Source organism: Pseudomonas syringae (assembly GCF_002157375.1).
GTDB lineage: Bacteria > Pseudomonadota > Gammaproteobacteria > Pseudomonadales > Pseudomonadaceae > Aquipseudomonas > Aquipseudomonas syringae_T.
Genome location: NZ_MTSA01000004.1, coordinates 153616 through 175779 on the forward strand (window position 1 = coordinate 153616; position 22164 = coordinate 175779).

At 60.4% G+C, this 22164-nt stretch carries 22 protein-coding genes and 1 pseudogene; 17 read left to right on the plus strand and 6 right to left on the minus strand.

Annotated features, from left to right (window positions below):
- Nucleotides 1–118: 118 nt before the first annotated feature.
- Together BW686_RS06015 and BW686_RS06020 are read right to left on the minus strand one after the other, a co-directional pair.
- Nucleotides 119–1759, minus strand: coding sequence for a methyl-accepting chemotaxis protein (locus BW686_RS06015; RefSeq protein WP_084915364.1), 1641 nt, complete (start codon nucleotides 1757–1759; stop codon nucleotides 119–121).
- Nucleotides 1760–1944: 185 nt separating this feature from the next.
- Complete coding sequence (locus tag BW686_RS06020) at nucleotides 1945–2670, minus strand: GNAT family N-acetyltransferase (protein WP_084915640.1); 726 nt, start codon at nucleotides 2668–2670, stop codon at nucleotides 1945–1947.
- A gap of 564 nt (nucleotides 2671–3234) precedes the next feature.
- Here BW686_RS06020 and katB point away from each other — a divergent pair.
- Together katB and BW686_RS06030 are read left to right on the plus strand one after the other, a co-directional pair.
- Nucleotides 3235–4782, plus strand: coding sequence for a catalase KatB (gene katB / locus BW686_RS06025; protein WP_373270984.1), 1548 nt, complete (start codon nucleotides 3235–3237; stop codon nucleotides 4780–4782).
- A 60-nt stretch (nucleotides 4783–4842) separates the two neighbouring features.
- A complete protein-coding gene (locus tag BW686_RS06030; protein WP_084915369.1) occupies nucleotides 4843–5397 on the plus strand; it encodes an ankyrin repeat domain-containing protein in 555 nt (184 codons plus the stop codon).
- 41 nt (nucleotides 5398–5438) lie between these two features.
- On the opposite strand, the gene BW686_RS06035 is transcribed toward BW686_RS06030, so the two are convergent.
- The 3 genes and pseudogenes from BW686_RS06035 to BW686_RS06045 form a co-directional block, all read right to left on the minus strand.
- Nucleotides 5439–5654 (minus strand): DUF6434 domain-containing protein, encoded by a 216-nt coding sequence (locus BW686_RS06035; protein ID WP_084915372.1) that lies wholly within the window; start codon nucleotides 5652–5654, stop codon nucleotides 5439–5441.
- A 203-nt stretch (nucleotides 5655–5857) separates the two neighbouring features.
- Nucleotides 5858–6283 (minus strand): annotated as a pseudogene (locus BW686_RS06040) (PAAR domain-containing protein); the annotation flags it as partial.
- Nucleotides 6284–6423: 140 nt separating this feature from the next.
- Entirely contained in the window at nucleotides 6424–7308 is an 885-nt protein-coding gene (locus BW686_RS06045; RefSeq protein WP_084915378.1) for a LysR family transcriptional regulator, read from the minus strand.
- Between the two features lie 99 nt (nucleotides 7309–7407).
- Between BW686_RS06045 and BW686_RS06050 the strand changes: the two genes are divergently transcribed.
- Together BW686_RS06050 and BW686_RS06055 are read left to right on the plus strand one after the other, a co-directional pair.
- Nucleotides 7408–7890, plus strand: a complete 483-nt coding sequence (locus BW686_RS06050; RefSeq protein ID WP_084915641.1) for a multidrug/biocide efflux PACE transporter — start codon at nucleotides 7408–7410, stop codon at nucleotides 7888–7890.
- A 124-nt stretch (nucleotides 7891–8014) separates the two neighbouring features.
- Nucleotides 8015–8848, plus strand: a complete 834-nt coding sequence (locus BW686_RS06055) for a PhzF family phenazine biosynthesis protein (RefSeq protein WP_084915381.1) — start codon at nucleotides 8015–8017, stop codon at nucleotides 8846–8848.
- Between the two features lie 6 nt (nucleotides 8849–8854).
- Here the strand turns inward: BW686_RS06055 and BW686_RS06060 are convergent, their stop codons facing one another.
- A complete protein-coding gene (locus tag BW686_RS06060) occupies nucleotides 8855–10006 on the minus strand; it encodes an MFS transporter (RefSeq protein WP_084915384.1) in 1152 nt (383 codons plus the stop codon).
- A 415-nt stretch (nucleotides 10007–10421) separates the two neighbouring features.
- Here BW686_RS06060 and BW686_RS06065 point away from each other — a divergent pair, with 415 nt between their 5' ends.
- The 13 genes from BW686_RS06065 (at nucleotide 10422) to BW686_RS06125 (ending at nucleotide 22112) form a co-directional block, all read left to right on the plus strand.
- On the plus strand, nucleotides 10422–10709 hold the full coding sequence (locus tag BW686_RS06065) for a hypothetical protein (RefSeq protein ID WP_084915386.1): 288 nt from the start codon (nucleotides 10422–10424) through the stop codon (nucleotides 10707–10709).
- 172 nt (nucleotides 10710–10881) lie between these two features.
- Nucleotides 10882–11901, plus strand: coding sequence for a Gfo/Idh/MocA family protein (locus BW686_RS06070; protein WP_084915642.1), 1020 nt, complete (start codon nucleotides 10882–10884; stop codon nucleotides 11899–11901).
- Nucleotides 11902–11938: 37 nt separating this feature from the next.
- Complete coding sequence (locus BW686_RS06075; protein WP_084915389.1) at nucleotides 11939–13042, plus strand: DegT/DnrJ/EryC1/StrS family aminotransferase; 1104 nt, start codon at nucleotides 11939–11941, stop codon at nucleotides 13040–13042.
- The gene (locus BW686_RS06080; protein ID WP_084915392.1) at nucleotides 13042–13551 is read left to right on the plus strand and encodes an NUDIX hydrolase; all 510 of its coding nucleotides are present in this window, start codon (nucleotides 13042–13044) and stop codon (nucleotides 13549–13551) included. The genes BW686_RS06075 and BW686_RS06080 overlap by 1 nt, the downstream gene beginning before the upstream one ends.
- Entirely contained in the window at nucleotides 13551–14639 is a 1089-nt protein-coding gene (locus BW686_RS06085) for a DegT/DnrJ/EryC1/StrS family aminotransferase (RefSeq protein WP_084915643.1), read from the plus strand. Before BW686_RS06080 ends, BW686_RS06085 begins: the two co-directional genes overlap by 1 nt.
- Nucleotides 14620–15990: an FAD-dependent oxidoreductase gene (locus BW686_RS06090; protein WP_084915395.1), complete on the plus strand. Its 1371-nt coding sequence runs from the start codon at nucleotides 14620–14622 to the stop codon at nucleotides 15988–15990. Before BW686_RS06085 ends, BW686_RS06090 begins: the two co-directional genes overlap by 20 nt.
- Nucleotides 15987–16685 carry an HAD family hydrolase gene (locus BW686_RS06095; protein WP_084915397.1) on the plus strand — a complete coding sequence of 233 codons (699 nt, stop codon included), beginning with the start codon at nucleotides 15987–15989 and terminating at the stop codon, nucleotides 16683–16685. Before BW686_RS06090 ends, BW686_RS06095 begins: the two co-directional genes overlap by 4 nt.
- Nucleotide 16686: 1 nt before the next feature.
- Nucleotides 16687–17799, plus strand: coding sequence for a fatty acid desaturase family protein (locus BW686_RS06100; protein ID WP_084915398.1), 1113 nt, complete (start codon nucleotides 16687–16689; stop codon nucleotides 17797–17799).
- Nucleotides 17796–18704 (plus strand): S-methyl-5'-thioadenosine phosphorylase, encoded by a 909-nt coding sequence (gene mtnP, locus BW686_RS06105; protein WP_084915401.1) that lies wholly within the window; start codon nucleotides 17796–17798, stop codon nucleotides 18702–18704. Before BW686_RS06100 ends, mtnP begins: the two co-directional genes overlap by 4 nt.
- The gene (nudK, locus tag BW686_RS06110; RefSeq protein ID WP_084915402.1) at nucleotides 18701–19300 is read left to right on the plus strand and encodes a GDP-mannose pyrophosphatase NudK; all 600 of its coding nucleotides are present in this window, start codon (nucleotides 18701–18703) and stop codon (nucleotides 19298–19300) included. Before mtnP ends, nudK begins: the two co-directional genes overlap by 4 nt.
- An 8-nt stretch (nucleotides 19301–19308) precedes the next feature.
- Nucleotides 19309–20223, plus strand: a complete 915-nt coding sequence (locus tag BW686_RS06115; protein WP_084915404.1) for an ABC transporter substrate-binding protein — start codon at nucleotides 19309–19311, stop codon at nucleotides 20221–20223.
- Nucleotides 20220–21449 (plus strand): MFS transporter, encoded by a 1230-nt coding sequence (locus BW686_RS06120; RefSeq protein WP_084915406.1) that lies wholly within the window; start codon nucleotides 20220–20222, stop codon nucleotides 21447–21449. Before BW686_RS06115 ends, BW686_RS06120 begins: the two co-directional genes overlap by 4 nt.
- A gap of 6 nt (nucleotides 21450–21455) precedes the next feature.
- Complete coding sequence (locus BW686_RS06125; protein WP_084915409.1) at nucleotides 21456–22112, plus strand: HAD family hydrolase; 657 nt, start codon at nucleotides 21456–21458, stop codon at nucleotides 22110–22112.
- The last annotated feature ends 52 nt before the right edge of the window (nucleotides 22113–22164 follow it).

The window sequence follows — 22164 nt, forward strand, 5'->3', positions numbered from 1 at the left end:
GCCTATGATGCGCGATACCACCCGGTCGGGCGCAACGCCTTTTTTCATGCCTGACCGGAATTTCATGGCCGGCAGGCGAGAAGACGTGCGCCAGACAAGCGCCTGTGCGAAGACGTTTTTAAAGCTTGAAGTTGGCAACCAGCAGGTTGAACGAGGTGGCAAGACGCGACAATTCCTGGCTCGACGCGCTGGTCTGATTGGCGCCAGCCGCGCTCTGGGTCGACAGGTCCTGAATGTTGATCAGGTTACGGTCCACCTCGCGAGCGACCTGAGCCTGCTCTTCGGACGCAGAGGCGATAACCATGTTGCGTTCGTTGATGGTTGCCACACCCTGGGTGATTTTCTCCAGCGCAGCACCGGCACGCAGGGCCAGTTCCTGAGTATCGGTCGCCAGCGTCAGGCTTTTGCCCATTGCAGCGACAGCACCATCGGCACCGGATTGCACCGTGCTGATCATCCCTTCGATCTCCACCGTCGATGCCTGAGTGCGGTGCGCCAGAGCACGAACCTCATCAGCCACGACCGCAAAGCCGCGACCCTGCTCGCCCGCACGCGCGGCCTCGATGGCGGCGTTGAGCGCCAGCAGGTTGGTCTGCTCGGCAATGCTGCGAATCACATCGAGCACCTTGCTGATTTCCCGGACATGCCCGGCCAGCTCGGAAACAGCGCCTGTTGACTCGGTAATCTCATGGACCATCGTGGTGATGCCTTTGACCGTGTGGTCCACCTGACCACGACCATCGATCGCATCATCGGTCGCCGTCTTCGACGCCTCGGACGTCGACACCGCATTGCGCGCCACTTCCTCAACCGCAGCCGTCATCTCATTGACGGCAGTGGCCGCCTGCTGGATTTCGTCGTTCTGGCGCGTCAGACCGCGAGTGCTCTCGTCGGTGACCGCGCTCAGTTCTTCGGCCGCCGAAGCGAGCTGGTCCGAGGCACTGGCAATCTGCTGAATCGTACTTTTCAGGCCGGTCTGCATATTGGACAGCGCATCCAGCAATTGCCCGGCCTCATCACCACGATCAGAAACGATGGGTTGGGTCAGGTCACCGCCCGCAATGCGCTGAGCACTGGCCACTGCTACCGCCAGCGGACGAGTGATCATGCGTGTGATCATAATGCCCAGCATGATCGCGACCAGAAACGCGATGACCACACCGACTTCCAGCATCATCACCGAGTTTTCCTTCAGTCTGGCAGCGGCTATCGCTCCTTCCTTGATCTGACGATTGTTGGAGTCGATCATCGTGCGCAGGTAACCACGCGCCTTCGAAAAACCTTCAGAAGAAAGCGTATTCAAACGAGCGCGTGCGTTGGCGTTATCGCCGGCCCTCATCAGCTCCACCACCTGCTGAGCGCCGGCGACATAGCCAGGCAACATTTGCTCAAGCTGATCGCCAGCAACACGCTCGTCATCTTCCAGTGGCGTGGCACGGTAGATGGCGAAAACTTTCTGAGCACGCGCCAGATCTTCGCCCAATGCCTGGCGAACACGCTCCTTGTCAGCCTCAGGCACACCGCCATCCTGCGCATCCAGCAGACGATAGAGGCCACGGTTATGCGCTGTCAGGCTGGTCAGTGTTTCACTGGTGTTGCCAACAGAAACAAGGTTATTGGAAAAAGTCAGCTCCAAGGCGTTAGCGAGGCGTGTGACACCCGTCATGCCAAGACCGCCAACGGCCAGCGTGATCAATGCACAGGCGATGAATGCCGAGAGAAGCTTGGTAGAAAACTTGGACTGACGCAGGAAATTCATGAGGCTTACCTGAAACGAATAAGGGATGACATCCGTGCCGAAAGGTTATGGAATAGCAGTGATGTCATAATGACTTCACTGCATTGCATTTCGTTCCACATCCTTTCCCTTATTTGATGCACGGCTTTGACAAATGGCGTTTTCGCGTCTACTCCATCGTCCGGGCATCCATGATGCCTTCGCCTTCAGTGCAGCCGAAAAGGCGCTGGAGCCGTGCCCGGCAGCTCAGTACTGCCGGTACGCTGCCCGGCGAAGGCCTTGGCTTCACGCGCCATGCGGTCGAGATGACGATCACGCTGCTTCTCCGCATCGACCATTGCCTTGTTGCCATGCTGCTTGAGCAGATAGGCGTGGATCTGACGCACCTCCACCGAGCTGTAGATCGGTGCGATGTCCATGACCGCGAGCAGGCCGTCAGTGCCGTGGTCGCGGGTGTTCATGATCACTTGCGGGCCGCGCGCGCCCAGCACCCGGAAGCCCATCGCCTCGAAATACGGCACTTTAGCCACCACGCAGTACAGCTCCGCATGCGGGTAACGATCAGTCATCTTGTTCAGCATCGAACGGGCAACACCCTGACGGCGATGGCTATCACGTACTGCCATATACGCCACGGCGCAGGCCTGCGGGTCATTCTGGACGGGCAGATACAGCAAAAAACCCAATACGGTTTCAGGATCATCATCGTCCAGCGCGACGATCAATTCGACGGTCAGGTTTTGTGAGCCGTCCATCGCGTTGAGGTACAGATGCACCTCGTACCCCACGCCGTACTGATAGAGGTTGTACAACGGGTTGCTCGGCGCGATGGCCACCATGCTGATGTCAGTCACGTAATCTACGACCATTTGCTGGATCTGACTGCGAATGAATTCGGGTGGAGGGGTTTGCAACAGCATGACGGTGGGCATGGGACGAAGGGCTCCGGAAACCAGGACGTTGCCTTTGAAGGCAGGCGCAACATAATAGCGCGTCAGGCTGGCCAAAGACGCAATGTCATCTTGATGTCATTGTTTTATGCCGGGACTTATTGCGAATGGCTCGGTTGAGCACACAGGGAAAACACGGTGTTAAACAGCATCAAATAGCCACTAATCAACGCTCGCTTTTTAGTCATAAAACGGTACGTCTGTTCCAGAACCTGTCGTAGCATCAGAACATGGCAAGCGACTAAAAAAGTTGAAAATAAGGACAATCACGTCACCCGCATGTCCCATAAACATCCGTCTTATGACAATCGAAATACATTATAAATACCTTTATTTTCAGTCAGGTATGAAACTAAAGCCGTCTTTATACCGAGGTCGAAAGCCCGGTACACGCTGTCCCCTTACCTATTTAACGCCCTGACGGCCGATGGGCACTCAATTGCAGTTCCCACGCTCAGTAACTATTTATCTCAATCAACCCCATGCATTTTTCCAATCACCGCGCTGCCCGCTCGCGCATAAGATTATCCGGCCTACTAAAAAAATATGAGGGATTCAAAAATGCCGTTATTAAACTGGTCCAGACACGTGGTTCATTTAACAGCCGCCGGCCTTATCAGCATTCCTGCTGCCTATGCAGCGGACACCCTGACCCGCGACAACGGCGCAGAGGTCGGAGACAATCAGAACTCCCAGACTGCAGGCGCCCAAGGGCCTGTCCTGCTGCAAGATGTGCAGTTGCTGCAGAAGCTGCAGCGCTTTGACCGCGAACGCATTCCTGAGCGTGTCGTTCACGCACGCGGCACAGGCGTCAAAGGCGAGTTCACGTCATCGGCTGATATCAGCGACCTGAGCAAGGCGACCGTTTTCAAATCCGGTGAAAAAACCCCGGTATTCGTCCGCTTCTCCTCCGTGGTTCACGGCAACCACTCGCCTGAAACACTGCGCGACCCTCATGGTTTTGCAACCAAGTTCTACACGGCTGACGGTAACTGGGACCTGGTGGGCAACAACTTCCCGACCTTCTTCATCCGCGATGCCATCAAATTTCCGGACATGGTGCATGCGTTCAAACCTGACCCGCGCACCAACCTGGACAACGACTCGCGTCGCTTCGACTTCTTCTCGCACGTTCCGGAAGCCACTCGCACGTTGACCCTGCTGTATTCCAACGAAGGCACCCCGGCGGGTTATCGCTTCATGGACGGTAACGGCGTCCACGCCTACAAACTGGTCAACGCCAAAGGTGAAGTGCATTACGTCAAGTTCCACTGGAAGTCGCTGCAAGGCCTCAAGAACCTTGACCCGAAACAAGTCGCCGAGGTCCAGTCCAAGGACTACAGCCACCTGACCAACGATCTGGTCGGCGCGATCAAGAAAGGTGATTTCCCGAAATGGGACCTGTACATCCAGGTTCTGAAGCCTGAAGACCTGGCCAAGTTCGAGTTCGACCCACTGGACGCCACCAAGATCTGGCCTGACGTCCCGGAAAAGAAAATCGGTCAGATGGTGCTGAACAAGAACGTCGACAACTTCTTCCAGGAAACCGAGCAAGTCGCTATGGCCCCGGCCAACCTGGTGCCAGGCATCGAGCCTTCCGAGGACCGTCTGTTGCAGGGTCGTGTGTTCTCCTACGCCGATACCCAGATGTACCGTCTGGGCGCGAACGGGCTGAGCCTGCCGGTCAACCAGCCTAAAGTTGCAGTGAACAACGGCAACCAGGACGGCGCCATGAACAGCGGTCATACCACCAGCGGCGTGAACTACGAGCCGAGCCGTCTGGAACCACGCCCATCCGACGACAAGGCGCGCTACAGCGAGCTGCCGTTGAGCGGCACCACCCAGCAGGCGAAGATCACGCGTGAGCAGAACTTCAAGCAGGCAGGTGATCTGTACCGTTCCTACACGCCGAAAGAGCAGACCGATCTGGTGCAGAGCTTCGGTGAGTCACTGGCCGACACTGACACTGAAAGCAAGAACATCATGCTGTCGTTCCTCTACAAGGCAGATCCAACCTACGGCACTCGGGTTACCGAAGTGGCCAAAGGCGATCTGGCCAAGGTCAAGTCGCTGGCTGCCAGCCTGAAAGACTGATGAGCTGATTCCCGCTTCGCTGCCGTGTGCGGCGGAGCGGGTCTGGCCTGGAGAACACCCGTGAAAAACCTCTTCTACGGTCTGCTGCTGTTTGCGGCAGCCGCCAGTGCAACGCAACCGACACCCCCCGCGAATCTGACGGCGGAGCAGACGGCCAGCCAACTGCGCAGCCTGTTTTTCGACGCTTCCCGCGAAGGCAACAACCCCATGCTCGATACCTTCATCGAGGCCCATTACGACCTCAATGTGCGTGACGAACAAGGCTACACCGGCCTGATTCTGGCGGCGTATCACGGTCATGAAGACTCGGTGGTGAGGCTGATCGACGCTGGTGCGGACCCTTGCGCCAAAGACAATCGCGGCAATACCGCACTGATGGGCGCGATTTTCAAAGGTGAACTGAGCATCGCCAAGCGTCTGGTTCAGGCCGACTGCGGCCCCGACCTGACCAACAATGCCGGACAGACTGCTGCCATGTACGCGGCCCTTTTCAAGCGCACCGAAGTGCTCAAGGCATTGACCGACAAAGGCGCGGACCTGAGCATCCGTGACAGCATGGGCAACGATGTGCAGGGCTTGTCCAAAGGTGAGTTCCAGGCACTGCCCACTCGCTGAACGGCGCTGGCCTGCCTGTCACGGACAACGGGAGGTTCGGCTCACGTCGCTCGCGACTGAATCCGCAGCCATTCGTCCGCCACCTGCCCCATGCTTTTGGGCGTCCCGTCCTTGATCCAGCCCATGAAGGCCCGGTCGAACCTGAATGAGGCGCCGCACTGCCCGGTCATGAAACGCCGAACGTTCTGCGTGTTCCGATAGTGGCTGTCCACCGGGGTGTCACGCGTGATGAGGTCAGAGTGCCAGTCGAATGCCATGCCCATTGCCTGTACGCTGGATAGGTGAAGGCACTTTATAACGGGTTTTCTGCAACGCTGCGATGACAGGGTGGATTGCAGGGTCAATGCGACGCACGCGGTTTGATCCGGACTGCATCGGTCCCGCTCTCAGGTGACGTATCGACATCACCTTTCGCATCGATACAGGCATGCGTTTCTGGCCACTGAGGATTGATCTGCGGCGCAAAGACGTCAACCACCGCCCCTGCCGCCTCGGCCTTGCCTGCAAGATCAGGGTCAGCCAGCAACACCTCTAGCCGCTGCGGGTCCAGCGTTCCGTCGGGCCGCAGAATGCCGAGGCGGGAAAAGTCGATTGCGCGTGCGCCAGCCCCTGCGTCGGCAGCGAACCCGCCGCCCACGTTCTCGCTGCCGGTCATCAACATGCCGCCGTGGCTGGTCGGGCTGCCGAGGTGAGCCATCGGGCGACCGTTGAGCAGGATCGATGGAAAGCCGGCGACAATGACCGCTCCGCAGGCGCAGAGGTCTCCAACCCGTGCTGCATTCAGGGCGTTGATCAGGACATCGCCTGAAGCCGTGGCGACCGGCGTAATGCCGTGGCCGGGAAGCGGGCAGGCATGCTGGTCGCCGAGCCGTGCAGAGGAAATCATGTGGGCATCCTTTATTCGTCACACCATGCCGGCTGAAGCCGGGGGGTGACAAAACTAAAGGAGAGGCCCGCTATGGTCTGTCAGACCCTTCCGAGTTTTATCGACGAAACCTTACGAAGGTTGCCGGTCGCAAGCTGGTGTCACTCGCCAGCAAAGGGCACCAGCGAGTCCAGCAACCAGGCACCCGCCGGGCCCAGGCTGCGCTGGAACGACCAGATGATGTCCACTGCCGAGCGACGCGGCCATCCAGAAACCTGCAGTTCCTTCAGCAGGCCGCCGGAATAGCGCGACACCAGCCAGCGCGGCAACGCCGACCAGCCGAAACCAAAAGCGGCCATGTCCATCAACAGCAGGTAATTGGGCGCCGACCAGTGACGATGGCCGCTGGTGGGCAGGTCATCTGTGGGGATGCTGTGCTCCACCAGGGTATTGAGGCGCAATGCGCGATAACGGGCCAGTTGCTGATAATCGACCCTCTCCAGCGCGGCGAGCGGATGCGTGTGCGAAACGAACAGGCCGAAATCGGCACTTTCAGTGATGGTTGCATGGCCGATTTCAGGCGGATAGCTGGCCTGCGCCGACAGCAGCCCCAGCGATGCCCTGCCGGATTGCACCAGGCTGATCGCATCACCGTGCTCGGCGAATACGCACTCCATTTCCAGCTCCGGGAAGCGCTGGTCCAGCTCAGTCATCAGCCGCTCGAAATCCGCAAACTGATTGGCATCGGACAGCACCAGTGTCAGCCGCGGCTCGACACCGGCCGACAGCCTCGCAGCCGCACGGCGCAGCCGGTCTGAAGCACACAGCAGGTCATCGACCCGGCCGAGCATGACCCTGCCGGCTTCAGTAAGGACCGGTTGTCGCGAAGAGCGGTCGAACAATTCCAGCCCCAGATCGATTTCCAGCCGGGAGATCGCCTCACTGATGGTCGACTGACTCTTGCCCAGACGGCGCGCGGCAGCACTGAATGAACCCAATGCTGCGATCTGGGCAAACGCTTCAAGCGCTTCGGGTGAATAACTCATGACAGCCTCTTATCGGCTTTACCGATGGTAACGATTTTCAGATTAACGCAAACACCGATGACAATGCTGCCACGTTTGAGCCTCAAGGACAGTCTGATCATGAGTCACGGTCACCAACACACGGAATATCGGCCCGCCGTCCCCCATAAATCCATCCGTGAACGCGCGCTGCATGCCACTCTCTTCGAAATCGGCGGCGTGATACTGGTTGCGCCGTTGCTCGCCTGGCTGATGGGTCACTCGCTGGCGATGATGGGCATCATGACGGTGATGATTTCCACCATCGCCATGCTCTGGAACATGGTCTATAACGCACTGTTCGACCGGCTGCGCGACAGGTATGGATTCACCATGAACCTGAGCATTCGCCTCCTGCACGCAGCAGGCTTCGAAGCCGGCCTCATCCTGGCCGTCGTGCCGCTGGCCGCGTGGTGGCTGACGATCAGCCTGATGGCGGCATTCTGGCTGGATATCGGCCTGCTGCTGATGTTCCTGCCGTACACCCTGCTGTTCAATTGGGCCTACGACACGCTGCGCGAACGGCTGGTGGCGAGGCGGTTGGCCAAATGTGAGGCGCTTTGAATACCGTGATCAGCGCCTCCAGGCATCCGCCCTTTTGATGCATGGCATCAACCCTGTTCACTGGATTATCCAGCCATTCCAAGGGCACACTGTCCGTCACTGACCACGACAAGGACTCGCGCCCATGACCACTGAAATACTCAAACTGGCCGCGTTCAGCGATGGGGACCGGGGCGGTAACCCGGCGGGGGTATGGACAGGTGCGTTGTTGCCTGACGATGTCGTCATGCAGCAGATGGCCGCCGACGTCGGGTTTTCCGAAACCGTCTTTGCCGCGCCCGTAGAAGGCGGTTGGCGGGTGCGTTATTTCTCGCCGCTGGCCGAAGTACCTTTCTGTGGTCATGCGACCATCGCGCTGGGTGCGGCTCTGGCGGCGCAGCATGGCGACGGCGTGTTCAGTCTGACGCTCAATCAGGCGCAAATCACTGTTGAGGGCCATGCCCAAGGCGCCCTGACGTCAGCGGCGCTGCAATCGCCGCCGACCTTCAGCAAGCCGATCAGCGCGCAGTTGCTGGAAGAAAGCCTGGCCTTGTTCGGCTACACGCACGGCGATCTGGATGAGCGCATCGCACCCGCGTATATCAATGGCGGTGCCGGGCATTTGCTTCTGGCGCTGAACAGCCGCGCCGCGCTCAAGGCCATGCATTACGACCAACAGGCTGGACGCGAGGTGATGGTGCGTGAGGGTTGGGCGACCATTTTGCTGGTCTGGGCCGAGAGCGATCAGATGTTTCATACCCGCAATCCGTTCGCGTTCGGTGGGGTTTACGAAGATCCGGCCACCGGTGCCGCTACCGCAGCATTGGGCGGCTATCTGCGCGATATCGGCTGGCCGCACGGCGGCTCGATTGATCTTCTGCAAGGCGAAGATATGGGCAGCCCATCACGCCTGCGCGCCGAAATCCCCGAGCAACCCGGCAGTTCGATCCGTGTTTCGGGGATGGCACGACGTCTGTAGCGCCTATCAGGTCCTGAGCTTGCTGCCGCCAATGGCCACACCCAGCAGCATCACAGCGACAATCATGAACGCCAGTTCAAGGCTGCTGACATGAGCGATGAAGCCGATGGCCGCAGGCCCGATCAGAATCCCGGCGTAACCGACGGTGGTAATCGCCGGGATAGCCACGCTTTCCGGCATGGTTTTCTGCCGTCCGACCGCGCTGTAACAGACCGGCACGATGTTCGAGCAGCCCGCCCCGACCAACGCGTAGCCCAGCAACGCTGCCTGCCAGGCGGGAATCAGCGTGGCAACGGCCAGTCCGGCCGCCGCACACAAGCCGCCCAGAATAATGACCCGGTTGGAACCGACCCGCTTGACGACGGCGTCGCCAAACAGTCGTCCGAGGGTCATGGTTGCGGCAAACACGGCGTAACCCAGGCCCGCATAGGAAGCTTCGACGCCGCGCAGTGACGTCAGGAACACCGCGCTCCAGTCAAGCATTGCACCCTCGGCCAGAAACACGGTAAAGCACAGCAACCCGATGAACAGCACCACGCCACGCGGAATTGCAAACGCCGGCCCGTCGGAGGGGCTGCCGTAGGGCAACAGATTGGGGGCTGCCTTGGCCAGCGCAATCAGTGTCAGGACCACCACAATCAGCATCGCAACGAACGGCGAGATGCCGAGACTGAGCAGGCCCGCGACACCGGCAGCCCCGACGATGCCGCCAAGACTGAACAGGCCGTGAAACCCCGACATCATGGTCTTGCCGCTGGCACGCTCGACGATCACCGCCTGGACGTTCGCGGTGCAATCCACCCCTCCCATGCTCGCACCGAACAGAAACAGCGTCGCGATAAGCAGCGGCAGGCTGGAGACCGTCGCCAGCAGCGGCAGGCACAGGCAGATCAGCAGCGTCGAACAGACCAGCAACCTTCGACAGCCGAAGCGTGCCGCCAACGCACCCGCCAGCGGCATGGAAAGAATCGACCCTACGCCCAGGCACAATAACAAGAGACCGAGCGTGCCCTCATCCAGGCCCATGCGCTGTTTGACGTAAGGCACCAGCGGCGCCCATGACGCCACGCTGAACCCGGCAATGAAAAACGCGATACGTGTAGAAGACTGTTCCGCCCGAGCCTTGGCATCCTGGGCCGCGGTGCTGAAAGAGGTCATGCATGCTCCTTGTCGAGGCGGACCGTGGCATTCCGAAAACTGCACCAGTCCGCCAACTCATTAGTTAAACAAACATATGATATGCGATGACTGACTTGGTACGCGACTGCCCATTTGAAATATGAATAATAGTCGTATTCAAACACGGCATAAAGCCAGTAGTTATTGCACAAAATCAAAAAAACCCTTACAGATCAAAAGTATTCAAGGAACCTTTTTGTCACGTAATACCAAAGCATAATTCAAATAACCTTTCTTTATGATTTTTTGGTCTAGGACCTGTTATTGCCACGCCAAAACCGCTGGGGTAGATTCGGTCCCGCACTTAGTTAGTGCGGATAACTTTCGCCAATGACCTCAACTGGGGCAGTTGGCGTAACAGGGAAGAACCCGTTGCTCAAGGAGGATTCGTTTTATGAATGCTTGCCCTAAAGAACGCTACCACTCCCCGCTCAACGCATTTCATGAGCATGCTGCAAGGGTGTTCACCCTGCCCGGAATCAGTCAGAACAATAAAAACGTCCTGCGTTCCCGCTTTTTCAACTTCAACCCGCTCGACCTCCCTCCTCACGCCCTGATGCGCAACCCGTTCGGTCGGTTGCCGCTGGAAACGACAAATGCCCCTGACGCAATGACGTCAGTCACGGGCTTGCCTGTACTGAGCAACAGCAGCCCCGGCTGCCTGAGTGCCCTGCTTCATTAGGGCACGGCTGCCTGATCTACCGACTTACGACGAACGCTGAATGCATTCGGATTGCCCACCGGCAGCCCGGAAAGGGATGCGTGTACGCGCGCGTTCGTGTTTTCGACTGCCACTGTTTTCAATGCACTGCTTTTCAATGAAAACCACCTGACTTTTCAAGACGGAGATGAAGATGACTGGACTCAAAGTTGGTATCGTTGGCCTCGGCGCACAGATGCAGGAAAATCTGCTGCCCACGCTTCTGCAAATGCCGGACATTCGTATCGTTGCGGTCTGCGACAGCGACCGCGTCAGGGCCGAGCAGATCAACCGTTTCGTCTCGAATGTGACGATCACGGACAATTTCGACGAGATGCTTGCCGCCGTTGAACTGGATGCCGTTGTCATGGCCTGCCCGCCTCAGGCTCACCGCGACCTGTCTTTCAAGGCGATGGCCAAAGGGGTGCATGTCTTTGTCGAGAAGCCACCCTGCTTCACCCTCGCCGAACTGGAGGAACTGATCGATGCCAGTCATCGCTCGAAGGTGATCACCGGCGTCGGCATGAACTTCAAATTTGCCAAACCCATGCAACAATTGCGGCAGATGACCAGCGCCGAGCAATTCGGCAAGATCGTGCATATCCAGCTCAACCACTACGCCAGCAAGCCCACCTCGCCACTCTGGGGCCTCGACTCGACGTTGAGATCGTTTCTGCTTGCGCAAGCCATTCACACCATCGACCTGGGCGTCACGTTCGGCGGCGGTGAATTGCGCGATATCGAGTCACGCGTGCAGCGTCATGGCGATTCACTGCTGGTCAGTCTGGAACTGCAGTTCACCACCGGCGCCAGCGTCAGCCTGCTCAGCGGAACCATGTTCCCCTACTTCGAATTCGACATGAAGATTGTCAGCTCCAACTCAATGATGGTCGAGCTCAACAATCTGTGGAACATCACCATGCACGAGCCGGAACACGGCACCAGCGCCACCGGTCCGGGCAAACGCTGGAGAGGCGCATGGCAGCCAGGGCCGCTCGACTCCGGTTACGAGCGCAGCGGCTATTTCGGCGAGCTGGAAAAGTTCTTCCACGCCATTCGCACCAACACCGCTTATGAAGCCAGCTTCGAAAGCCTGCGTCCTACCTACGAAGTCATCGAAAGCATCTGCAATGCAGACGCCGTCGCTCGACCAGACCTTGCCCTGAGCGCCTGACCGTACGCCAACCTATGCCTGTTTCTGGAGACCGAACATGACCTTTACCGCCACTGCCCGACCACCTGTGTCTGATAAATATCGTCCGTCGTATGCCAACGACCTGCTGACCCTGCAACAGACGCTGGACCGCCCGCTGTCGGGCACCAGTGATGTGGTCGGCGAATACGAAAACAAACTCGCCGCCTGGTTCGAGGCACGGCATGCCATTGCCCTGTCGTCCGGCGGCGCCGCGCTGAGTGTGGCCATTTACGCATCGGGCGTAGGCCCGGGCGACGATGTTCTGCTGACCCCGAGCTGCCCGCTATGCACGATTTACCCGATCATTGCCGCTGGCGCCAATCCGATCTTCGTCGATACCCGTGCCCACGGATTTGGCGCCGACCCTGCGTCGATAAAAGCCCGGATCACGCCACGCACCAAGGCAATCATCGACATCCCGATGTGGGGCTACCCGACGGAAGTCGACGAGCTGCACACGCTGACCCGCGAGCTGGACATAAAACTGATTCTGGACCTGGCGCACTCCCACGGCACGACACTCAACGGTCGTCCGCTGTCGCAATTCGGCGATGTGTCCTGCTTCAGCACCCATGAACGCAAGCCACTGGCAACGGGTGAAGGCGGTTTCATCCTTACCGACGATGACGCGCTGGCGCAACGCTGCCGCGACTACAGCCGTTTCGGCAACCTGAACGGCAAAGACTTCGGCCTCAACTACAAACTCGCGGCACTGCCCGCAGCCCTCGGCGCCAGCCGCCTGTCTTCGCTGGCCGGTCAGATTCAGCAGCGCCGGGAGAACGCCGCCTATTTTCTCGGCAAGCTCGACCACAGCAAGGTTCGGGAGAAAAAGATCATCAATGGCGGCCAGCCGAACTATTACTTCCTCAACCTGGAACTGCACTTCGCCGACAACCGCGCGTTCATTGATTACCTCGACGAAGCCGGTATCCCTTCCGATATCAAGCGCTATGGTTGCAAAGCCCTTTATGAGTTTCCGGTACTCGCGCACTACCGCAACGAGTGCCCGAATGCCGAGGCATTGCTGGCCGGCATGACCACGATCCCGGTGCATCCGGACATCACCCTGGCGGAGCTGGACTACATGGCTGATCGCATCAACCAGTACGGTGCTGCGTAATGACTGAACCACTCGATCGCTCACAACTGGATCGGCATTTCACCGCGTCCGGATTCGTCTTGAATCCGGACCGGAAGATGCTGCTGCTGCATCACCGCAAGCTGGGCGTCTGGCTGTATCCGGGCGGCCATATCGAACAGGGAGAAACCCCCGACGTCGCCGTGCTCAGGGAGATTTACGAGGAAACCGGTATCCGTGCCGAGCTGCTCGGCGAGCGCGATGAAGCGCTGGCCGATGTCGACACCGATGTCACCGTGCTGCATCAGCCTTACCGGGTGCTGTGCGAATACATCGATGACAAACGCGGCCCGCATTACCACCTGGACCTGATTTACGTGACGGCGACCCACCTGCGTGCCTGCCCGGACGACAGAGAAGTCGAGCACGCGCGGTTCTTCAGCCAGCAGGAAACGGCCGACCTGAAGATGTTCCCCAACTTCCGGCGCATGGTGGACCGGGTCTTTGCAGACGATGCGCTGTGGGATCTGGTGGGGATGAAGGTGTCATGATGAGCCTGCGAACCATAGCCCAGAAGGGACCGATGGGTTCGATCGATGACCTGCGTGAGCTGGAGCGGGCATTGAGTTCGGGCCTGACCGGCACCTCTCCGATTGTCGAAGAGTACGAAGCGGCATTGGCGGCGCTGTACGGCATCAGGCACGTGATTGCCGTGTCCTCGGGGGCGGCCTCCGTGACGGCTGCACTTGCAGGTGTCGATTTCCAGCCGGGCGACGAGGTCATTGTCGCCCCGACCGGGCCGATCTGCACGGTCTTGCCGATTCTGTCGCTGGGGCTGGTGCCAGTGTTCTGCGATGTCGCGCCGGACAGTTTCGGCCTGGACCCGGAAGACCTGCAACGCTGTATCGGTCCCCGGACCTGTGCGGTCATCGAAGTCCCCATGTGGGGTTACCCGATTCGCTCGCACGACACCTGGGCGTTTCTGCAACAGGCCGGTATCCCGTTGATTCAGGACCTGGCCCACGCCCACATGACCCGGCTGAACGGCACCTGGCTGGCGCGACACGGCGACATCAGTTGCTTCAGTACCCATGACTGCAAGTTCATCTCGACCGGCGAAGGCGGTTTCGTGATGACCGATGACGATGACCGCGCCAGACGCATCCGGGCGTACACCCGTTTCGGCAATCTGGCGGGCGAATCGCTGGGCATCAATCTGAAACTGGGCGGCCTGCAGGCCGCGCTGGGGCTGGCACGCTCACGCCAGCTCTACGCGCACCTCGAACGACGCCTGAGAAACCGCGAACGGCTGCTGTCTCTGCTCGACAATCCGGCGTTTCGCGAGCTGCCGGTGGTCACCGGCGGTGCAGTCAATGCCTATTCGCTGCTGTTGCAATCGGTCGGGCATGACGGTCGCCAACTGGTGCATTACCAGCAACGACACGGCATCGAGTCGGACATCGGCAAGTATGACAACCAGCCGCTTTACCAACTGCCGCTGCTGACCCGGTATCACCGTGATTGCCCCAACGCTGCCAGGTTGCTGCGTTCACTGACGACGGTGCCCTTGCATCCGAATCTGCCGGACGACGACCTGCATTACATCGCCGAGGTGCTCAATGACTACGCTCCCGACTGAGTCGGTCCGTCGCTCGGACCATGCCGTGGTGATCGGCGGCAGTGTCGCCGGCTGCCTCACCGCAGCGGTGCTGGCTCGCCGCTTCAAACGCGTCACCGTGGTCGAGAAAAGTGACTTTTACGATGAAACAGGACCGCGCCAGAGCATCCCTCAGGAACATCACGTTCACCTGCTGTTGCTGCGCGGCAAGCAGATCATGGAACGGATTTTCCCGGGGCTGCTGAGTGCGTTGGAACAGGGCGGCGCTCAGGTCGCGGACTTGGGCCACGATGTGAAGTGGTATCAGCGCGGGCGCTGGAAAAACCGCTACCGCAGCGGCATCGAAGCCCACTATTGCAGCCGCAGGCTCATCGACAATCAGTTGCGTCGTTGCCTGACGACCGTCCCTCAGGTCAACGTGCTGTCCGGCACGCGGGTCACGCGCATCGAGTTTGCCGGTGCCGAGGATTCACGTCAGGTCAGCAGCGTGATCATCGATGACGGTTCGGGCGAGCGCAGCCTGCCCTGCGACCTGCTGGTGGACGCCAGCGGCCGCGGTACGCACATGCCCGCCTGGCTGAAAGACGCCGGTTTCGGCGTCGTGCAGAACAGCGTGGTCAAGACCGAACTGGGTTACGCCTCACGCATCTACAAACGGATCCCCGCCTTCGCCGAACAATGGCAGGTGTTGCTGGTGCTGCCGACGGCGCCGGCCCAGCGCTCGATGGGGGTGATCAGCCCTATCGAGGGTGATCGCTGGATGGTGACCACCGGCGGCTGGTTCGGCCATTTCCCCGGCAAGGACCCGGACGACTTCCTGCAAGCACTGGCCGGTCTTCCGGTGCCGGACATCCATGAGGTGATCCGCGAAGCCGAACCCCTGTCAGACGTCTTCACCTTCAAGATGCCTGGCAGTCGCCGTACCCACTACGACCGTCTGGAACGCTGGCCGGAAGGTCTGCTGGTCGTGGGCGACGCCCTGAGCAGCATGAACCCGCTTTACAGCCAGGGCATGACCATCGGCGCACTCGAAGCCGATTGCATCGACAACAGCCTCGACGCATTGCTCGACCGCTCACTCGACTGCCAGACGGTGCAGGGGTTGCTGTGTGCCGTGGTAGACGGTGCCTGGAACATGGCCACCACCGAAGACTTTCGTTTCCCGGAAACCTCGGGCCAGCGCACCTGGCGTACCCGCTTCGATCATTGGTACGGCGCGGCGCTGGGTGAGCTTTCGGCACACAACCGTCGCGCGCTGGAAACGCAAATCGGCGTGACCAATCTGGTGGTCGACCCTGCTCGGGTGTACTCGCCAGCCCTTGTGTCGCGCATCGCACTCAACGCCCTACTTCCTCGGAACCCTCGACCATGATCGACGACCTTCTGCATTTTTCCGGCATCGAACACGTGGTGTTCGACTGGAACGGTACTTTGATCGACGACCTCGACCTTGCCGTCTTCGCCGTGAACCGCTGCGCAGAGCAATTGGGTGTCGCACCGATTACCGCAGAACAGTACCGGGCCGAATTCGATTTTCCGATTGCCGGGTTTTACGCGGCCATCGGCTTCGACCTGGACCGCGTGCCGTTCCCCACCATCGTTCAACATTACCTCGAGCACTTTGACGCCAACGTCGCCCAGTGCCCCCTGCAACCGGGCGTGATCGAGTTTCTCGACGCAGCTCGTCGGGCCGGGATCGGCGTCTCGATTCTTTCGGCGTCGCACTGCGACGTTCTGGTCGAGACCCTGCACGCGAAGGGGCTGTATGACTGTTTCGAACATGTCGTGGGGCTGAGCCATAACCAGGCCACCAGCAAGACGGCCGAAGCCGTGGTGCTGCAGAAAACCCTGGGCACTCCTGCCTCACGAACGCTGTTCGTCGGCGATACGCTGCATGATTTCGACGTGGCGCGTGCTGTGGGCTGGTCGCCGGTACTGGTCTCCACAGGCCATCAGAACAGTGAGCGGCTGCGCCTCAGTGGAGCACCTTTGTTCAGTGACCTGAACGCTCTGCTCGAACGTTTTGCGCCCGCTCACACACGGTGTGCCGAAACCGGGAGTGCCTGACATGACGACCTCGCACATTGTTCTGACGGGCCTGATCATCACGGCATTGGCGATGCGCGCGGTGGTCGCTTTTTATTACCGCGACACGCAGCGCATTTTGCGCCTGCTGCGCCTGGCGCCCCGGCTGGACGGTCAAAAGGAACATTACTACCGACCGCTCGATGGCTGGTTCGCGCCGCTGCCCTTTGTCTGGACCTGGCTGGACATCCTGGCCGCCGTTTTGCTGGCGTCGCTGTATTCATCGCCACTGGCATGGCTGATGGTGGTGCTCTGGAGCGGCGGACGCCTGCGCGCGCTTCAGGAGTTCGGCCATAACGCCGTGCATTTCGCGTTGTGCCCCAATCATGAATGGCAATGGTGGCTGAGCAACGTTTTCTATCAGTTCCCGGCGTTCAAACGCGACATGCGCAGCCGGCACAAGACTCACACGCTGGAACACCATCGCAACCCCAATCACCCGAGCCTGGACCCGAACCGCGCACGGGTGCATGCCGGAGGCTATGTCGCCGGAATCTCGCCGGGCAGGTTCTACACGTTGCTGCTCTACCCGCTGACGCCTCGCGGTGCCTGGGTCAATCTGAGCACGATGGCACGCAGCAGCCTGCTGAATCACTCGCACCTGACCACGGTGGCCCGTGTGGTCTCCCTGATTGCAGTCGCAGCGCTGCTCTATTGGGCGGGCGGCTGGAAAGGTGTGCTGTTTGGCTGGCTGGTGCCGCTGCTGACCTCGTACCCGGTATTTGCCTGGGTGTCGCTGCTCACCGAGCACCGCTGGTTTGTCGAAGGGACATCCCGCGACCGGCGCGACCTCGAATACCTGGCGGGCCGCCCTACCGATTACTTTGGCGTGACGGGCTGGCTGATCCGGGTGTTCATCGCACCGACCTCCGACGCCTACCACCTGGCGCACTCCCTGTACCCCGGCGTTCGCTGGAACTACCTGCCGGCGATAGACCGGCACCTGAAGATTCATGAACCCCGCTACAGCAACCATGCCAGCGAAGGCCTGTTGCTGCGGCGCGGCAGCGCACCGACTGCGCTGTCCGAACTGTATGAGCGTCTGGTGAGCACCGGACATCCAGAACCCACCTTGAAGACGAGAGGCAGCGTATGAATACCCCATCGCCACATCAGCAGACTCAGCGTATAGGCATCATCGGCGGCAGTGGCCTGCAGCAGTTGCCCGGCCTGAAGGACATACAGCTCGTCGAGTGCGAAACAGCGTTCGGCAAACCTTCATCGCCCGTCACGCTGGGCAACCTCAATGGTGTGCCGGTGGCCTTCGTGCAGCGTCACGGTACAGGGCACACTATCCCGCCATCGTTCATCAATGTGCGGGCCAACATTGCCGCGCTGCGCAGTGTCGGCTGCACTCAGCTGCTGTCGGTCAGTGCGGTGGGCAGCCTGACCCACGAGGCGCCGCCGGGCAGTTTCGTGCTGATCGATCAATTCATCGACCGTACGATCAAGCGCGACAAGACCTTCTTCGGGCCAGGGCTGGTGGGGCATGTGCCGTTTGGCGACCCGGTGTGCGGGCGCATGCGTTCGGTACTGGCGAGTGCCGCAGAAACCGCTGATGTGCAGGCCCGGAATGGCGGCACCTATGTGGTCATGGAAGGCCCGCAATTTTCGACTCGCGCCGAGTCCAGCCTCTATCGTCAATGGGGCGGCACCGTGATCGGCATGACCGCGATGCCGGAGGCCAAGCTGGCACGCGAGGCGGAGCTCTGCTACGCAATGATCGCCATCCCGACGGATTTCGATTGCTGGCACGAATCCCATGAAGAGGTCAACGCAACCCTGGTGGCGCAGCGGATGGCCGACACGTTCGCGCTGACCCGCCGCCTGGTCACCGAAGCCGTGACCCGGCTGGGCGAGCATCAGGGCGCCTGTTCATCCGGGTGCGACCATGCGCTGGACACCGCCGTGATGACCGCCCCCGAGCACCGCGACCCGGAGATGGTTGCGCGCCTGCTGACGGTGGCTCCCAACGCGACCCATCTGGGAGCAAAAGCATGAGCCAGAACGTGACCACCACCCAGGACCGGGTACGGATCAAACAGGTCGATGTGCTCTCCGACAACTGGTACGTGCTGCGCAAGACCACGTACGACTTTCAGGGGCGCAACGGCGAATGGCGCACCCTGACCCGTGAAACCTACGACCGCGGCAATGGCGCCACTATCCTGCTCTACAGCAAGCTGAAACAGACTGTCGTGCTGACCCGGCAGTTCCGCTTTCCCGCGTTCGTCAACGAACACGACGGCATGCTTGTCGAAACCTGCGCCGGGCTGCTGGATCGCGACGATCCGCAGACCTGTATCCGTAAGGAAACCGAAGAGGAAACCGGCTATCGCATTCAGGCAGTGCGCAAAGTGTTCGAAGCCTTCATGAGCCCCGGATCGGTCACCGAACGCCTGTACTTTTTTGTCGGCGAGTATTTCGACGAAGACAAGCAAAGCGCCGGGGGTGGCCTTGAGGACGAGGGCGAAGAAATCGAAGTCCTCGAGCTGCCTCTGGACGAGGCACTGGCAATGATCGAAACCGGTGCAATCTGCGATGGCAAGACCATCATGCTTCTGCAATATGCCAAACTGCATCGACTACTGGATTGAAGCCGGTCATGGACGAACTTATCGCTATCAGCTCAATGGAAAACGCCGAACTTGCCGAATTCGTGGCCGGTATCAGCGCCCACACCGGCGTGCCTGTACGCCTCTCGCGCTGGTCGACGTCGGAATTGATCGAGCGCGTGATCAACGGCACCGCAGGTGACTGGGACCTGCTGCTGGGAACGGCGGCCACGGCGCTTCTCGATCCGGCAGTGGCCTCACGCCTGCACGTGCTGGACGCGCTCGACTGTTCGGCACTGCCTTCAGACGCAGTCGCTGCCGATCGGCGCTGGTTCAGCCCCTCAGGCTTCGTGCCCGCCTTTTGCTATGACCCGAAGGTACTCGCCCTGCACGGCCTGACCGCCCCGCTCTCCTGGGAGTCGCTTTGCGCGCCGGCATGGTCGCAGCGCATTGCCCTGCCCGATCCGGGACGCTCGGGCGCCGGTTATCTGCACCTGAGCGCATTGTTGGAGCATGACGGCAACGCGGCCTGGGACAGGCTGGCTGACGTCGCACGGCAACAGCCTTCGATCAGCGGGTCTTCGACGGCCCCGATAGAGGCCGTGCTCGAAGGGCATGCCTGGGTCGGCGTCACGGTCTCGACCGCCGCCACACGCGCAGCGGCACAGCACCCGTCGTTGCACTGGTGCGTCCCGGCTGACGCACGGCGTTACGAGTTTGAAGTCTTTGGCTGTCGCGCCGGGTCATCAAAAACAGCTCAGGCGCTACAAGCGCTCGGCTGGATGCTGTCACCGGACGCCGCGGCCATCAGCCGACACTATGGCAAGGTCGTGGTGGGCGGTGTATCGAGCGATACCTTGGCGACCGCCGATCTGCAAGCGCTGGATGCACTCAAGGCGGGCGGTGCCAAGATCGCCCGCTGCGAACGGTGGCATTCAGTCTTCGACACCAGGGCGGGACTATGACCGACACGGCTCACAACGAATCGGCACACTCCGGCGTGTCATCCCGCATCACGCGAGGCGAGCCACGGCCCTGGTCGATTTACCTGATGTTCGGGCTGTTCGGCGCTCAGCAGGGCATGCTCGGGCCATTGATGCCGTTTCTGCGCGCTGAGTTCGGCCTGGACCTGCGCTGGACCGGCCTGCACTTCACCGCCTACGCGCTGGGCCTGGTGTTGATCGGTGTTCCCTATCGCTGGCTGGAACGTCGGGCGTTGCCCATCGGAACAGGGCGTATTGCAGTTGGCTCGATTGTGCTGGCAAGCGGGCTGTTTGCCATTGCCGGTGGCCTGCCAATGACCTTGCCCGGCGCTGTGCTCATGGGGTTGTCCGGGGGACTGGTCATGGCCGTCGGGCAGGCCATGCTCGGCAAGCGCTATCGTCAGCAGGCGGCAGCGAAGCTGGTAGAAGCGCACATCGTGGCCGGGCTTTGCGTACTGGGCGGTGCGCTGCTGGTTGGCGCGGCGACAGCCATCGGACTGTCCTGGCGCATGGCCCCGCTGATCGTCAGCGCGTGCGCCCTGATCATGTTCTGCGCGCCGCTGACCCTCCATCGTGCCACCTCCGAACCGTCCGAGCTGGCGGAAAACGCATCCGACACGTTGCATCCACCGCGCATGATTCGGCTCAGCCTGTGGGCATTGGTGATCCTGGGCATTTCGGCGGAATGGGGTGTCGGGTTCTGGGGCGCGGAGTACATCAAGACCCACGTGCAGACCAGCGCATCAATCGCCGCGACCCTGATGAGCCTGTATTTCGCAGGCACGGTCTGCGGGCGGCTGGCCAGCAGCTATGCGTTGCGCCGGGTTTCGCCCCAGGCATTGCTGACAACGGTGATCGTGAGCGCCATTGCGACACTGCTGGTGCTGTCGTCCATCGAAGGGCTGGTCGGCACGGCGATCTTCACGTTCGTACTGGGGGCCTGCCTGGGAAACTTCTTCCCGCTGATTCTGGGCACGGCCATGCGGGTCGCGCCCAACGCAAGTTCGGCACTCAGCGCACAGGCCTCCCAGGCAGTGGGCGTGGCACTGCTGCTGGCCCCGTTCCTGCTCGGCCTGCTGTCCGAACGCATCGGGGTCGAAGCCGCGTTCAGCCTGCTGATTGTCTATCCCCTTCTGATGTTGCCACTGGTCCCGGCCCTGCGTGGTGCCTGGCCAATCGGCAACCCTACCGCACACTCAAAGGAGTAAGCATCAATGGCCCTTTCTGCGCTGTTGTTTGACCTGGACGGAACCCTCATCGACACCGATGAACTGCACCTGAATGCCTATAACCAGTTGCTGGCACGCTGGGACCGGTCGATGGACATCGAGTACTACAAGGCTCATGTCATGGGGTTTCCGGACGACATGATTTTTGGCGGTCTGTTTCCTGATATTCCCGCTTCGCACTACGCCAGCATGGCTGCCGAGAAGGAAACAATGTTTCGCGCCCAACTGGGTGAGACGATCCCTGTCGCGGGCGTGCTGCGCATTCTCGATCACGCACAAAAAGCCGGTCTGCGCACGGCAGTCGTCACCAATGCGCCGCGTGAAAACGCGATGGCCATGCTCACGGGCCTGGGCATCGTTGACCGCTTCGAAACCATCGTCATCGGCGGAGAACTGGAGCGCGGCAAACCACACCCCATGCCCTATCTCACTGCGCTGGAGCTGCTGGGCGTGACGGCCGGCCAGGCGATTGCCTTCGAAGACTCGCTGGCCGGCGTGCAGTCCGCCCATGCGGCAGGCATCCATACATTTGGCGTGCTGTCCGGTTTGCAGGAACATCAGTTGCGACAGGCCGGCGCCCGCGATGTGATTCGTGACTTCAATGCCGATGCCCTGTGGCAATTTCTGAAAACAGCCGATTGAGGCCCTGACGGCCCACCCAGCACCGTGCCGGATTCGCCGCAGTTGCAGCTTT